The sequence below is a fragment of the Demequina muriae genome (assembly GCF_030418295.1).
Lineage (GTDB): Bacteria > Actinomycetota > Actinomycetes > Actinomycetales > Demequinaceae > Demequina > Demequina muriae.
On sequence record NZ_JAUHQA010000001.1, the window covers coordinates 1,956,979 to 1,970,819 of the forward strand.

The 13,841-nt window shown below is 69.1% G+C and carries 11 protein-coding genes; 8 read left to right on the top strand and 3 right to left on the bottom strand.

Going from position 1 to position 13,841, the window contains the following annotated elements; all coding sequences use genetic code 11:
* Positions 1-22 precede the first annotated feature (22 nt).
* The 5 genes from QQX02_RS09205 to QQX02_RS09225 are packed head-to-tail and all read left to right on the top strand — an operon-like array spanning position 23 to position 5,951.
* The gene (locus QQX02_RS09205) at positions 23-610 is read left to right on the top strand and encodes a GNAT family N-acetyltransferase (RefSeq protein ID WP_301142613.1); all 588 of its coding nucleotides are present in this window, start codon (positions 23-25) and stop codon (positions 608-610) included.
* Positions 603-1,562, top strand: a complete 960-nt coding sequence (locus QQX02_RS09210; protein WP_301142615.1) for an FUSC family protein — start codon at positions 603-605, stop codon at positions 1,560-1,562. The genes QQX02_RS09205 and QQX02_RS09210 overlap by 8 nt, the downstream gene beginning before the upstream one ends.
* Positions 1,563-1,622: 60 nt before the next feature.
* Entirely contained in the window at positions 1,623-2,240 is a 618-nt protein-coding gene (locus QQX02_RS09215) for a TetR/AcrR family transcriptional regulator (RefSeq protein WP_301142617.1), read from the top strand.
* 4 nt (positions 2,241-2,244) lie between these two features.
* Positions 2,245-3,978, top strand: coding sequence for an ABC transporter ATP-binding protein (locus QQX02_RS09220; RefSeq protein WP_301142618.1), 1,734 nt, complete (start codon positions 2,245-2,247; stop codon positions 3,976-3,978).
* Positions 3,975-5,951 (top strand): ABC transporter ATP-binding protein, encoded by a 1,977-nt coding sequence (locus tag QQX02_RS09225; RefSeq protein ID WP_301142620.1) that lies wholly within the window; start codon positions 3,975-3,977, stop codon positions 5,949-5,951. Before QQX02_RS09220 ends, QQX02_RS09225 begins: the two co-directional genes overlap by 4 nt.
* Before the next feature lie 95 nt (positions 5,952-6,046).
* On the opposite strand, the gene QQX02_RS09230 is transcribed toward QQX02_RS09225, so the two are convergent.
* Together QQX02_RS09230 and QQX02_RS09235 are read right to left on the bottom strand one after the other, a co-directional pair.
* Positions 6,047-7,090, bottom strand: a complete 1,044-nt coding sequence (locus tag QQX02_RS09230) for an ABC transporter permease (RefSeq protein WP_436968507.1) — start codon at positions 7,088-7,090, stop codon at positions 6,047-6,049.
* A complete protein-coding gene (locus tag QQX02_RS09235) occupies positions 7,087-8,607 on the bottom strand; it encodes a sugar ABC transporter ATP-binding protein (protein WP_301142622.1) in 1,521 nt (506 codons plus the stop codon). The genes QQX02_RS09230 and QQX02_RS09235 overlap by 4 nt, the downstream gene beginning before the upstream one ends.
* Positions 8,608-8,890: 283 nt before the next feature.
* Between QQX02_RS09235 and QQX02_RS09240 the strand changes: the two genes are divergently transcribed.
* The 3 genes from QQX02_RS09240 to QQX02_RS09250 all read left to right on the top strand — a co-directional run bounded on the left by QQX02_RS09240 (position 8,891) and on the right by QQX02_RS09250 (position 12,240).
* Positions 8,891-9,949, top strand: coding sequence for a substrate-binding domain-containing protein (locus QQX02_RS09240; protein ID WP_301142623.1), 1,059 nt, complete (start codon positions 8,891-8,893; stop codon positions 9,947-9,949).
* 113 nt (positions 9,950-10,062) lie between these two features.
* Positions 10,063-11,205 carry a Gfo/Idh/MocA family protein gene (locus tag QQX02_RS09245; RefSeq protein WP_301143699.1) on the top strand — a complete coding sequence of 381 codons (1,143 nt, stop codon included), beginning with the start codon at positions 10,063-10,065 and terminating at the stop codon, positions 11,203-11,205.
* A gap of 33 nt (positions 11,206-11,238) precedes the next feature.
* On the top strand, positions 11,239-12,240 hold the full coding sequence (locus tag QQX02_RS09250; RefSeq protein ID WP_301142625.1) for a sugar phosphate isomerase/epimerase family protein: 1,002 nt from the start codon (positions 11,239-11,241) through the stop codon (positions 12,238-12,240).
* Positions 12,241-12,452: 212 nt separating this feature from the next.
* On the opposite strand, the gene QQX02_RS09255 is transcribed toward QQX02_RS09250, so the two are convergent.
* Entirely contained in the window at positions 12,453-13,640 is a 1,188-nt protein-coding gene (locus tag QQX02_RS09255) for an ROK family transcriptional regulator (RefSeq protein ID WP_301142626.1), read from the bottom strand.
* Positions 13,641-13,841 lie beyond the last annotated feature (201 nt).

The following is a 13,841-nucleotide window of genomic DNA, read 5'->3' on the forward strand; positions in this document are numbered from 1 at the left end:
GACGAGCGGATAGTGTCTCGGCATGGGGATTCGGCCGGCGCTACCTGGCGATGAGCAGGCGATCGCGCGCATCTGCGTCCTGACGGGCGACCGCGGAGCCGATGCCTCGGGCATGTTCGGCGACGACCGGGCGATCGCGGATGTGTACGCGCTGCCGTACCTGTACGGACCGGGCTGCTTCGCGCTCGTGTGGGACGAAGGAGGCAGCGCCGTGGGATACGTCGTCGGCACCGATGACACGCGCGCGTTCCAGGACTGGTTCGTGGCCGACTGGTGGCCATCGCGTCCCACTCGCGAGGTTCAGACCGAGGCCGATCGCTGGCTGCTGCCCGCGGCTCTCGACCCCGAGCGCATGCTCACCGACCTGGTCGACGAGTACCCCGCGCACCTCCACATCGACCTTCTCCCGGAGGCGCAGGGCAGGGGAGCGGGTCGCGCGCTCATCGAGGCAGCTGTGGAAGGGCTGCGCGAGCGCGGAGTGCCGGGCGCCCACCTGGTCGCGGCGAAGGCGAACGCCGGAGCACAGGCGTTCTACCCTCGCGTCGGATTCGTCCCCGTCTCGGAGGACCACAGTTCCGTCACCTTCGCGCGCAGGACGAGCGGTGGCTGACGTCCACGGTGTGCGTCGGTGGGTGCCGCCGCGCCCCGCACTGGCCGTCGCCGCCTTCGTCGTCGGCATCGTGATGGTCATTGCTGCCACCGCGTGGATGGTCGGGGGAGAGGGCCTCGCGATGTCGAGCGCGCTCGGCGCCGTGTCCGTGATCGCGCTGGCGGCGCGGCGGCCCTCGTGGCCGCACCTGCTGTGGTTCGGGGTGGTGCTCGCCGGGTGTGGCGCGGGCGCGGTCGCGACGGAGGATCCGCGCGCGGTCGGGGCGCTGGTCGCCCTGTCCGTCCTGGCGGTGACCCCGATCGCGGTGCGGTACGGGCCCGTCGTGGCGATCGTCCCCGTCGTGATCGCCGACCTCGCCGTCGGAGCGGACCGCATCGACCCTGGCGCCGCCCTCGCGGGCGTGCTCGTGGGTGCGCTGGTGTGCGCGGCGGCGATGCGGGCGCTGCCGATGCCGGCGGCTCCCGCGGCAGGCCGCGCGCCCTCCGGAATGGGCGCGTACCTCGCCATCCTCGCCTTCCTCGCTGGCATCACCACCGGCATCATCGTCGCGTACGACCTTCCGCACGGGGTGTGGATCGTCATCGCGCTGGCGATGGTGTGGGTGCCCGATGCTGGCGAGACGATGCCCCGGGCGCGCGCGAGGATCGCAGGCACGGTGGTGGGCGCGGCGGCGGGCGCAGTGGCGGCCACGATGCTTCCCGTGCCGGCTGCGCTCGCCGGAGCAGGCGTGGCCCTGCTCCTCAGCGTGGCTCTCATGTTCGCGGGCCGACGCCGCGAGTTCGTCGCCAGCACGGCGTTCGCCGTGGTGGTCGTGGTGAGCGTGGGGGGCGGCGAAGGCGCGTGGGACGCGGGATTCTCCCGCGTGTGGCTGACGGCGCTCGGCGCCGCGGTGGCGGTCGGTGCCGGGGTGGTCGTGGCCCGACTCGAGGGGTCACGCCAGCGCCGAGCATGACCGTCTCCAGGTCCGAGCCTAGAGTTGCGGAGTGAGTGCTCACTCACTTACAGTGCTCGGGTGACTGCACCCTCGACCAGCGCGGCGACGCCCCGTCCTGGGCGCGCCCGTCCGATGGCCCCCGATGAGCGCCGCGCGATGATCGTGGACGCCGCGATTCCGCTCATTCTCGAGCACGGCGCCGAGGTCACCACGCGTCAGATCGCGGATGCTGCAGGCATCGCCGAGGGCACGGTCTTCCGTGCCTTTGCGGACAAGACCGAACTGATCGACGCCGCGATCGCGCGCGTCATGGACCCCGCCGCGGCGCTCGAGGCGCTCAGCTGCATCGACCCGGCTGACCCGCTGCCGGTCAAGCTCGACCTGATCGTGGCGATCCTTCACGACCGCGTCAGCCGCGCCGTCGCGTTCATGGGCGCACTCGGTCCGCGCGATCACGCCCGCCACCGCGCGGGCGATCACGCCCGCCATCGCCCCATGCTCGGAGAGGCCACCGAGGTGGTCGGCGCCCTGCTGGAGCCCGACCGCGATCGCATTCGCGTCCCCATCGACACCGCGATCGACTTCATTCGGGTCCTCGTCTTCGGCACGTCGATGCCCTTCCTCCGCGACGCGGACATCGACCCGGCCTCTCTGTCCGACTTCATCCTGCGCGGCATCGCCGCTGAAAGCGAGTGATCCCGTGCTCTGGTCCCTGCTCGTCACCTCGGTGCGGCCGTACTGGCGGCTGCTCGCGGCGGTGGTGGTCTTCCAGCTCGCCCAGTCCGTCGCGAACCTGTACCTGCCGGCCCTGAATGCCGACCTCATCGACAACGGGATCGCCACCGGCGACGTGGCCTACATCTGGCGCATCGGCGCCGTGATGCTCGTCCTGTCGTTCGTCCAGATCATCTGCGCGACCGTCGCGATCTACTTCGCCGCGAAGCTGGCGATGGCGGTGGGCCGGGATGTGCGCGCCCGCATCTTCCACCGCGTCGGCACGTTCTCCGAGAGCGAGGTCCAGCACTTCGGGGCGCCCAGCCTCATCACGCGCAACACCAACGACGTCCAGCAGGTGCAGATGCTCGTGCTGATGAGCTGCACGCTCCTGGTGAGCGCGCCGTTCATGGCGATCGGCGGCGTGCTGATGGCAGTGCAGCAGGACGTCGCGCTGTCCTCGATCCTCGTGGTCGCCGTGCCGCTGCTCCTCGTTGCGGTGACGCTGGTCATCTGGCGCATGGTGCCGCACTTCAGGCGCATGCAGACGCGCATCGATGCGATCAACCGCGTGCTGCGAGAGCAGCTCACCGGGATCCGCGTGGTCCGCGCATTCGTCCGGGAGGACGCCGAGCGCGCGCGGTTCGGCCAGGCCAACGAGAACGTCACTGAGTCCGCGCTCAAGGCGGGCCGCCTCATGGCCGCCATGTTCCCGATCGTCACGCTGATCCTCAACCTCTCGTCGGTGGCCGTGCTGTGGTTCGGCGCGGAGCGCGTCGACAACGGCGAGATGCAGGTCGGGGCGCTCACCGCCTTCCTGACGTATCTGATCCAGATCCTCATGGCCGTGATGATGGCGACCTTCATGTTCGTGATGGTGCCGCGCGCCGCCGTGTCGGCGGACCGCATCGGGGAGGTGCTCGACACGCGCACCACCGTCACTCCTCCCATCGACGGCGTGCGCGACATCGCCGATGCCGGGACCGTGGAGTTCGACGACGTGACCTTCGCGTACCCCGGGGCGGAGGAGCCCGTCCTGCGGCATGTGAGCTTCACGGCGGGACCGGGCACCACGACGGCGATCGTGGGCTCCACGGGCGCGGGCAAGTCGACGCTGATCAACCTGATCCCGCGGCTCTACGATGCGACGTCCGGGACGGTGCGGGTGGGCGGCGTCGACGTGCGCGACGTCGATCTCGAGGCGCTGTGGTCCCAGATGGGGCTCGTCCCCCAGCGGCCCTACCTGTTCTCGGGGACCGTGGGATCGAACCTGCGTTACGGCCGTCGCGATGCCACGGAGGACGAGATCTGGGAGGCGCTGCGGGTGTCCCAGGGCGACGACTTCGTGAGCGCGATGCCCACTGGCCTCGAGACGCCGATGGGGCAGGGCGGCACGACGGTCTCGGGCGGGCAGCGTCAGCGACTGGCCATCGCCCGCGCGCTCGTGCGCGAGCCGAAGGTGCTGATCTTCGACGACTCGTTCAGCGCGCTCGACACCGCGACTGATGCGCGCCTGCGAGGCGCGCTCGCCGAGGCGGCGGCCGATGCGACCGTCATCGTGGTGGCGCAGCGCGTCTCGAGCATCGTGGGGGCGGACCAGATCCTGGTCCTCGATGATGGCGAGGTGGTGGCGCGTGGCACTCACGCTCAACTCCTCGCGACGTCGGAGACGTACCAGGAGATCGTGAGCACGCAGCTGCGAGCGGAGGACGCGTCATGAGCGCCGAGAGCAGGACGGCACCGCCCCGGCCCCGGCCCCATGGCGGGCCGATGGGTGGTCCGCAACTGCCGGCCGAGAAGGCGTCGGACTTCACCGGATCACTGAAGAGGCTCGCCGGACGGCTGCGGCCGGAGCGCGCCCTCGTCGCCCTCGTGGTGCTGCTGGGCGCGGGCTCGGTGGCGCTGTCCGTGATCGGGCCCAAGATCCTGGGCGAGGCCACCACGGTGATCTACGAGGGCTTCATCACCGGCGAGGGCATCGACTTCGACCGCCTGCACCGCGTGCTGATCGCCGTGGCGGCCATCTACGTGGTGTCCTCCGTGCTCGCGCTGCTCCAGGGGTGGATCCTCAACGGCGTCACCCAGCGCACGGTGCTGCGCATGCGCACCGAGGTGGAGGAGAAGATCCATCGTCTGCCGCTGCGCTACTTCGACCACCATCAGCGCGGCGATCTGCTGAGCCGCGTCACGAACGACATCGACAACGTGTCGCAGACCCTCCAGCAGACCCTCAGCCAGATGTTCACGTCGCTCCTGACGGTGCTGGGCGTGGTGACGATGATGATCGTGATCTCGCCGCAGCTGGCGCTCGTGGCGCTGGTGTCGATCCCGCTCACGGTGGTGATCGTGACGCAGGTCGCCAAGCGCTCGCAGTCGCGCTTCGCCGACCAGTGGCGTCACACCGGCGAGCTCAATGGCCAGATCGAGGAGACCTACACCGGCCACGCCCTGGTCAAGGTGTTCGGCCGTCAACGCGAGACGCAGGCGGAGTTCGACCGCAAGAACGACGAGCTGTACGAGGCGAGCTTCGGCGCACAGTTCATCTCCGGGATCATCATGCCGGCGACCATGTTCGTGGGGAACCTCGTCTACGTCGCCATCGCAGTGCTGGGCGGCATCATGGTCGCGAACGGCTCGCTCCCGCTGGGCGACATCCAGGCCTTCATCCAGTACTCGCGCCAGTTCCAGCAGCCGCTCAGCCAGCTGGGGTCGATGGTGAACCTGCTGCAGTCCGGAACCGCGTCCGCCGAGCGCGTGTTCGAGTTCCTCGATGCGGAGGACCAGACGCCGGACCGGGATCCGGCGGAGACCCCGGAGGTGTTCCGCGGCAGGCTGGAGTTCCACGATGTGCGCTTCAGCTACGACCAGGAGTCGCCACTCATCACCGGGCTCTCGCTGACCGCGGACCCCGGAAAGACCATCGCCATCGTGGGGCCCACCGGGGCGGGCAAGACCACGCTGGTGAACCTCATCATGCGGTTCTACGAGCTCGACGGCGGGCGGATCACGCTCGACGGGACGGACATCGCCCACATGACCCGCGACGACCTCCGGTCCCGGACGGGCATGGTCCTGCAGGACGCGTGGCTGTTCGGCGGCACTATCCGCGACAACATCGCGTACGGCCGTCCCGGCGCCTCTGAGGAGGACATCCACGCTGCCGCGACGGCCGCGTACGTGGACCGGTTCGTGCACTCCCTGCCCGACGGCTACGACACCGTGCTCGACGACGACGCGACGAACGTCTCGGCGGGGGAGCGTCAGCTCATCACGATCGCGCGCGCCTTCGTGGCACAGCCCAGCGTGCTCATCCTCGACGAGGCTACGAGCTCCGTCGACACCCGCACCGAGCTGCTGGTGCAGCACGCGATGGCCGAGCTCCGCAAGGACCGCACCAGCTTCGTGATCGCGCATCGGCTCTCGACGATTCGCGACGCGGACGTGATCCTCGTGATGAAGGACGGCGACATCGTCGAGCAGGGCACTCACGACGAGCTCATCGCCGCCGACGGTGCCTACGCCCAGCTGTACGAGGCCCAGTTCGCGGCTCCCCTCGACGAGGTCGATCCGCACGTGGACCTGCCGGACGTGCCCGCATCGGCCGATGCGCCGGTCGCCTTCGAGCACCCCGCGGTGCCGCACCCGCTCGACGGAGACGACGCACCCGCACCTGAACGGGACTCGCGAGCCTAGGGCGCGCATCGGCCGTCCTGCACGCGCCCTCCACGAACAGCGACGGCCGCCGGCCCACGAAGGGGCGGCGGCCGTCGTCCGTGGCGGCGCGCGGGTCAACCCGAGGAGGAGGTCTCCCGATTCGCGAGCCGCTGCTGGAGCATGACCGCGATGACGATGATGACGCCCCTCGCGACCAGCTGCCACGAGCTGGACAGGTTGTTCTGGGTGAACACGTTCACGAGCACCGCGAACAGCATGACGCCCAGCACGGTGCCGCCGATGGTGCCGCGGCCGCCGGCCAGCAGAGTGCCACCCACGACGACGGCGGCGATCACGTCCAACTCGATGAGCTGACCGTGCGTCGACGTGCCCGCAGTGGTCCGCGACAGAATGATCAGCGAGGCGATGCCGGCGCACGCACCCGCGATCATGTAGAGGTACACCGTGTGACGCTTGACGTTGACACCCGCGAGGCGCGCGGCGGTCGGGTTGCCGCCGATGGCGACCGTCCGGCGTCCGAACGTGGTGCGGTTGAGCAGGAACCAGCCCGCGATCGCCACGATCACGAAGATCCACACGATCCAGTCGACGCCCAGGAAGTCGCCGCGGAAGAAGTTGAGGAAGCCCTGGTTGTTCACCACCTGGGTCGAGCGTCCCGAGATCAGCTCGGCGAGGCCTCGCGCGGCGACGAGCATCGCGAGCGTCGCGATGAACGCCACCACCTTGCCGTAGGCGATGATCAGTCCGTTCGTGAGGCCCGCGAGCACGCCCACGGCGATCGCGACGAACACCATCAGCGGCCAGAAGCCGCTGGCCGCCGTCTGGATGGCGCCCATGGTGGCGATCACCGACGAGAGTCCGAGGACCGATCCGACCGACAGGTCGATGCCGCCCGCGGTGATGACGAACGTCATGCCGATGGCCATCACGCCGATGACGGCGGCGTAGCGCACGATGACGAAGAAGTTGTTCATGTTCATGAAGTTGTCGCCCGCGGTGATGGCGCCCACGGCGATCAGCAGCAGCAGCGCGACGATCAGTCCAATGCTGCGCCCGGCCGGGCTCGCGAAGAACGTCTTCATGGGGTTGGGCTTCTCGGCGGCCGATGCGCGGGTGGAGTCGCCGCTCGTGGCGGTGGAGGAGGTCGGCTCGCTCACGCGGCACTTCCCTTCATGATCATGTCGAGCACTCCGTGCTCGTCGATTTCTTGGGTGGAACGCTCGTCGAGCACGCGGCCGTCGGCGATGACGTGCACGCGGTCCGCCAGCCCGAGGACCTCCTCGATCTCGGAGGAGACGATGAGAATGGCGGTGCCTTCGGCGGCCAGGCGCCGAATCAGGCGGTAGATCTCCATGCGCGCGCCCACGTCGACGCCTCGAGTGGGCTCATCGAGCAGCAGCACCTTGGTGCCGTGGATGAGCCAGCGCGCCAGCAGCACCTTCTGCTGGTTGCCCCCCGACAGCGTCCGGGTGATCCGCTTGGGCTCTGCTGGGCGGAGCTCGAGCGCCTTCATCTGCTCTTCCGTGGCACGGCGCTCGGCCGGCTCGTTGAGCCACGACGCCTTGGCGAACCGCGCGAACGTCGACAGCGTCGCATTGCGGTAGATGGGCTCCTCCATGAGCAGCCCTTGACTCTTGCGCTCCTCTGGAGACAGGCCCATGTCGGAGAAGACGGCATGGGAGACGGAGCCCGGCTTGAGCTTCTCGCCCATCACCCGCACCGTGCCCGCCGTGGCCTTGCGGTGCCCGTAGATGGTCTCGAGGATCTCTGAGCGGCCTGAGCCCACGAGGCCAGCGAGGCCCACGATCTCGCCGGCGCGCACCGTGAGGCTGACGTCGGAGAAGTGCTTGCCGAGCGACAGTCCCTCGACCTCGAGCACCACCGGTGCGTCCTCAGGAATCGGCACGTGCGCAGGGAACGCATGCTCCATGTCGGTGCCCGTCATGAGGGAGATCAGCTCGCGCGTGGAGGTGTCCTTGACGGGGAGGTTCGAGGCCTGGCTCGCGCCGTCCTTGAGCACGGAGATGCGATCGCCGATGCGGTCGATCTCCTCGAGCCGGTGGGAGATGTAGATCACTGCGATGCCCTGGTGAGTCAGCTCCTCGATGACCCGGAAGAGGTTGTCCACCTCGCCGGAGTCGAGAACGGCGCTCGGCTCGTCCATGATCATCAGTTTGATGTCGTGGGAGAGCGCGCGCGCCATCGACACGAGCTGCTGATTGGCAGGGGAGAGCGTGCCGACCTCGCGCGACGGCGAGAGGTCAGGGTGGCCGAGCCGCTTCATGAGTTCGCGCGTGCGCTGCGCGGCCTCCCGGCGGCTCAGCACACCTCCACGCGCGAGCTCGTGGCCAAGGAAGATGTTCTCCGCGATGGAAAGGCCGCCGACGACGTCGAGCTCCTGGTACATCGTGGCGATGCCGAGCTCGAGCGCCGCGACGGGGTCAGCGATGCTCACTGACTCGCCGTTCCAGCGAATCTCCCCTGCATCGGGCTGGTGTGCGCCCGAGAGGGTCTTGATCAGGGTCGACTTGCCGGCGCCATTCTGGCCGAGGACGCAATGGACCTCTCCCGCGCGCACGTCAAGGTCGACTCCTGTGAGCGCCTTCGCGCTCCCGAAACTCTTCGCGAGGCCCCGGACCTCGAGTAATGACACGGGGTGGTCGTCTTCGATCACGCGACGAACATAACACAGGCTCAGAGTGGCCGGAAGGAGGAGCGACAGACCGATGCGGAACCGCGTTTTCCGCACGAATCCCGTTCACGGGACAGCTCGCAGCGAAACTTTTCGTAGCCAAACTGTTATGACGGAGGGGCGACAAAAGATGCGCGCCTCACAGTCACTTCTGCTACGTTGGCCTGGTCAGTGTGGACAAGCAGCCGAGTCGCATCGCGATCCCCGGCAGGCGTGCCCCCTACTCGCTGGCAATGACGACAGTGACCTATAGAGGAGGAACCCCATGTACGCATTCCGCTCCAAGCGACTGCGGATGATGGCCACCACCGGGGCGGCGCTCGCGGGCGTGGCACTGCTGGCTGGCTGCAGCTCTGACGCCGACAACGGTGACACCGAAGACGAGGCAGGCGGCGACGAGACCGCAGCGGCAGAAGAGGGCGGATCCGGCGAGACCGTCGTGATCGGCTTCTCGGGCCCCGCCGCCGACCACGGCTGGCTTGGCGCCATCAACTCGGCCGCCATCGCGCAGGCCGACGGGTACGACGACGTCGAGCTCCGTGTGGCCGAGGGCACCAACGACGCCAACCTGCAGATCAGCCAGGTCGAGACCTTCGTCAACGAGGGCGTCGACGTGATCGTGCTGCTTCCCACGGATGGCGCGGCGCTCACCGAAGCCGCGATCAATGCGATGAACGCGGGTGTGCCGGTCGTCAACGTGGACCGCGAGTTCTCGTCCACCGACGCCGCCAGGGTCACCATCCTGGGAGACAACTACGGCATGGGCGTGAGCGCGGGCGAGTACATGTGCGAGCGTCTGGGCGACCAGCCCGACGCGATCATCGGCGAGATCGCCGGCATCGACTCGCTCCAGCTCACCACCGACCGGTCGCAGGGCTTCAGCGACGCACTCGCCGAGTGCGGCCTGAGCGTGGGACCGCGCGTGGCTGCAGAGTTCACGATCGACAGCGGCCAGGAGGTCACGGCTCAGCTGCTCTCGGCCAACCCCCAGATCGACGCGATCTGGAACCACGACGACGACCAGGGCATCGGCGTCCTCGCGGCGATCGATGAAGCCGGACGCGACGAGTTCTTCATGGTGGGTGGCGCTGGCTCGCTGAACGCGATGCAGGCGATCGAGTCCGGGGACACCGTCCTCGAGGCGACGGTCATCTACCCCTCCACGCAGGCGGCTGACGGCATTGCGCTCGCCCGTCTCCTGGGCCAGAACGCCAACCTCGGCGACCTGGCCTCGCCTGGAGTTCCGCGCCGCATCGTTCTCGATGCGCCGGTCGTGACGGCGGAGAACGTGGACCAGTACATGGAGATCGGGTTCGAGTCCTGATCGCCTGAGGTGCGGTGGCCGCCCTCCCCGGGGCGGCCACCATGCCGACCGTCTCCACCACCCACCTCACGAAAGAAAGCGAGAGCACAATGCCCGCGCCGATGCGCGTCGCCATGATCGGCAATGGATTCATGGGCGCCGCACACTCCCAGGGGTGGAGAACCGCCCCCCGCTTCTTCGACCTGCCGGTCGATCCCCAGATGACCGTCATGGTGGGCCGGGATCCCGACAAGAACGCCGCCCTCGCCCAGAAGTGGGGATGGGCGGAGGCGTCGCAGGACTTCGACGCCGTGCTCGCGCGTGACGACATCGACATCGTCGACATCGTCACGCCGGGACACCTGCACTGCGACATGGCGATCGCCGCCCTCGAGGCGGGAAAGCACGTGATCTGCGAGAAGCCCCTGGCCAACACCGTCGACGAGGCGCGTCGCATGGCCGACGCCGCCGCATCGGCCGCTGATCGTGGCGTGCTCGCTATGGTCGGCTTCACGTACCGCCGCGTCCCTGCGGCCAGCTTCGCTCGCGACCTGGTCGCACGCGGGGCCGTGGGTCAGGTGCGCCAGGTGCGCGCGCAGTACCTGCAGGACTGGCTCTCGGACCCCGAGGCACCGCTGACGTGGCGCATGGACAAGTCCAAGGCCGGATCGGGGGCGCTCGGGGACATCGGCGCGCACGCCGTGGACCTCGCGCAGTTCATCACCGGACTGAGCCTCACCGAGGTGTCCGGCGTGATGGAGACCTTCGTCAAGGAGCGCCCCGTCCTCGCACAGGGCCAAGGGCTGTCCGGCTCGGCCGGCACCGAGCGCGGACCCGTGACCGTCGACGACTACGCCGCCTTCTCCGGCCGCTTCGACTCAGGCGCCATGGGCTCGTTCGAGGCCACGCGCTTCGCCACCGGCCGCAAGAACGCGCTGCGGGTCGAGGTCGCGGGGGACAAGGGCGCGGTGCTGTTCGATCTCGAGGACATGAACGCGGTGCAGTACTACGACGCCACCGCTCCCGGGACCGAGCAGGGGTTCACCCGCATCTACGTGACCGAGGCGGATCACCCGTACATGGAGGCGTGGTGGCCCCCGGGCCACATGCTCGGCTACGAGCACGGATTCTCCCACCAGGTGAAAGACTTCGTGGAGGCGCTCGCGTCAGGCTCTCAGCCCACCCCGTCCTTTGCGGACGGCTATCAGGTCCAGCGGGTGCTGGGCGCAGTCGAGCGCAGCGCGAACGACGGCAGCGCATGGACCGCGACAGAGTAGTTGCGGGTCTTCGAGCGATGAAAGGACAATGACATGGCACGACCGATCAGCCTGTTCACCGGCCAGTGGGCCGACCTTCCCCTCGAGCAGGTCGCGGAGCTCGCGGCCGGCTGGGGCTACGACGGCCTCGAGCTGGCATGCTGGGGCGACCACGTCGACGTGAGCCGGTGGGACGACGCGGAGTACGTCCAGGGTCGGCTCGACCTGATGCAGCGCCACGGACTGCGCATCGTCGCGATCTCGAACCACCTCACCGGCCAGGCCGTGTGCGACGATCCGATCGATCGCCGCCACCAGGAGATCCTGTCTCCGCAGGTGTGGGGCGACGGGGATCCGGAGGGCGTGCGCCAGCGCGCCGCCGAGGCGATGAAGGACACGGCTCGCATGGCCTCGCGACTGGGCGTCAGCACCGTCGTGGGGTTCACGGGCTCGTCGATCTGGAAGACCGTCGCGATGTTCCCGCCCGTGCCGGCCGACATGGTGGAGGCCGGCTACCAGGACTTCGCCGACCGCTGGAACCCCATCATGGACGTGTTCGAGGAGGAGGGCGTGCGGTTCGCGCTCGAGGTCCACCCGAGCGAGATCGCCTACGACTACTGGACGGCCAAGCGCACTCTCGAGGCGATGGGTCACCGGGAGTCCTTCGGCCTCAACTGGGACCCGAGCCACATGGTGTGGCAGGACCTCGACCCGGTGAGCTTCCTCTGGGACTTCCAGGACCGCATCTATCACGTGCATTGCAAGGACACGAAGAAGCGGCTCAATGGCCGCAATGGTCGGCTGTCCTCGCACCTCGCGTGGGCCGACCCGCGCCGCGGATGGGACTTCATCTCCACCGGTCACGGCGACGTGCCGTGGGAGGACGCGTTCCGGATGCTCAACGCCATCGGCTACGACGGGCCGCTGTCGGTGGAGTGGGAGGACGCCGGCATGGACCGCCTGGTGGGCGCCCCCGAGGCGCTCGAGTTCGTGCGTCGCTTCGCCTTCGACGCTCCGGACGCCGCCTTCGACGCGGCATTCAGCTCGAAGGATTGACGACCCGCAGCAGTCTCAGCACGGCCCTCGCGCTCCGGCGCGGGGGCCGTCGCTGCGTCAACGGCGGGTGCGGCCGATGCGCGGGTGGCCCTGTTGTGCAAGTAGCCCTGTTGCGCGGGTGGCCCTGTTGCGGGGGTGCGTCGCAGGCTCAGCCGTGGGGCGCGCATCGGCCGGCTGGAACGTCCCGCCGCGCGCGGCGGGAGTCGCGTGGGTCAGCGGCCGCCGAGCATCGCGTCGACCCGCTCGGGCGACAGCGCGTGATGAATGGCGAGCATGCTCGCGCCCTGGATCGCGGCGTTCGCGCCTGACCGGGACTGCGCGATCTGCAGGTTGCCGGTCGCGAGCGGCATCGACCGCATGTAGATCACTTCGCGGGCGCCAGCGAGCAGGTGCTCCCCGGCATGGGCGATTGAGCCGCCGAGCACGATCACCGCGGGGTTGATGAGGCTGACGCAGGTGGTGAGGACCTCGCCGATGAGCCGACCGGCCGCTCGTACGGCCTGGATGGCGGTGGTGTTGCCGGCCTTGACGAGGGCTGCGACGTCGGCGCTGGTCTCGACGTCGAGGCCGCTCTCACGCAGCTGGCGCGCGATCGCGGGGCCCGCAGCGATCGCCTCGAGGCAGCCGAAGTTCCCGCATCGGCACACGACGTCCTTGCCGCTGGGAACGTAGACGTGGCCGATGTCTCCGGCGATGCCCTGGGCTCCGCGCTGGAGGTAGCCGCCCGAGATCACGCCCGAGCCGATGCCCGTGGCCACCTTCACGAAGATGAAGTGGTCGACGCCCGGCCACGACATGTCGCGTTCGCCGAGCGCCATGATGTTGACGTCGTTGTCCACGAGGACCGGCACGCCGAACCGTCGGCCCAGGTGCTCCGGCACGTCGTAGCGATCCCAGCCGGGCATGATCGGCGGGTCGATCGGCAGTCCGCTCGAGTGCTCGACGGGCCCTGGGAGACCCACGCCGATCGCGAGCAGGCCGTCGGCGGCGCCATGGGTGGCGAGGAGTTCGGTGGCGGCCGCCGTGACCCATCCGAGCACCGCCTCGGGCCCCTCGGCGACCTCCATGGCGACGGAGTCCTGACCGAGCAGCGCGCCGCTGAGGTCCGCGATCGCGATGCGTGCGTGCGAGGCGCCGATGTCGACGCCCAGGACGACGCGTCCGGAGGAGTTGATGGCGAACTGGCTCGACGGCCGTCCGCCCGTGGAGACGGCGTCGCCGACCGGCGACACGAGGCCGAGCTTGACGAGCGAGTCGACTCGTGCGGCGACCGTGGAGCGCGCCAGCCCCGTGATGCTCGCGAGTTCTGACCGCGTGCGTGCCCGCCCGTCGCGGAGGATCTGGAAGAGGTCCGTCGTGGGGGAGTCTCCCAACGAGTCCTGTGCCTTTACGTCGACCATGGCCTCATCTTATCGCCGCGCGACGGCATAAGAGTCCCGACTTTGGTCTCACGTCGTCGTTTCATCGCCACTTGTTTGCGAAGCGTGCCGAGACCGCCCATCCGCCGCGTCTACGAGGTATTTGAGGCGGAGCCCCTGCGGTGGTAGCGTGGGAGTCGCTTCCCCCGGACGGCAACCGGCCCCGGCGGACAGCGATCCCAT

Coding starts and splice junctions, on each gene's coding strand:
- QQX02_RS09205 (WP_301142613.1), top strand. CDS start 23: ATGGGGATTCGGCCGGCGCTACCTGGCGATGAGCAGGCGATCGCGCGC.
- QQX02_RS09240 (WP_301142623.1), top strand. CDS start 8,891: ATGTACGCATTCCGCTCCAAGCGACTGCGGATGATGGCCACCACCGGG.
- QQX02_RS09250 (WP_301142625.1), top strand. CDS start 11,239: ATGGCACGACCGATCAGCCTGTTCACCGGCCAGTGGGCCGACCTTCCC.
- QQX02_RS09245 (WP_301143699.1), top strand. CDS start 10,063: ATGATCGGCAATGGATTCATGGGCGCCGCACACTCCCAGGGGTGGAGA.
- QQX02_RS09225 (WP_301142620.1), top strand. CDS start 3,975: ATGAGCGCCGAGAGCAGGACGGCACCGCCCCGGCCCCGGCCCCATGGC.
- QQX02_RS09255 (WP_301142626.1), bottom strand. CDS start 13,640: ATGGTCGACGTAAAGGCACAGGACTCGTTGGGAGACTCCCCCACGACG.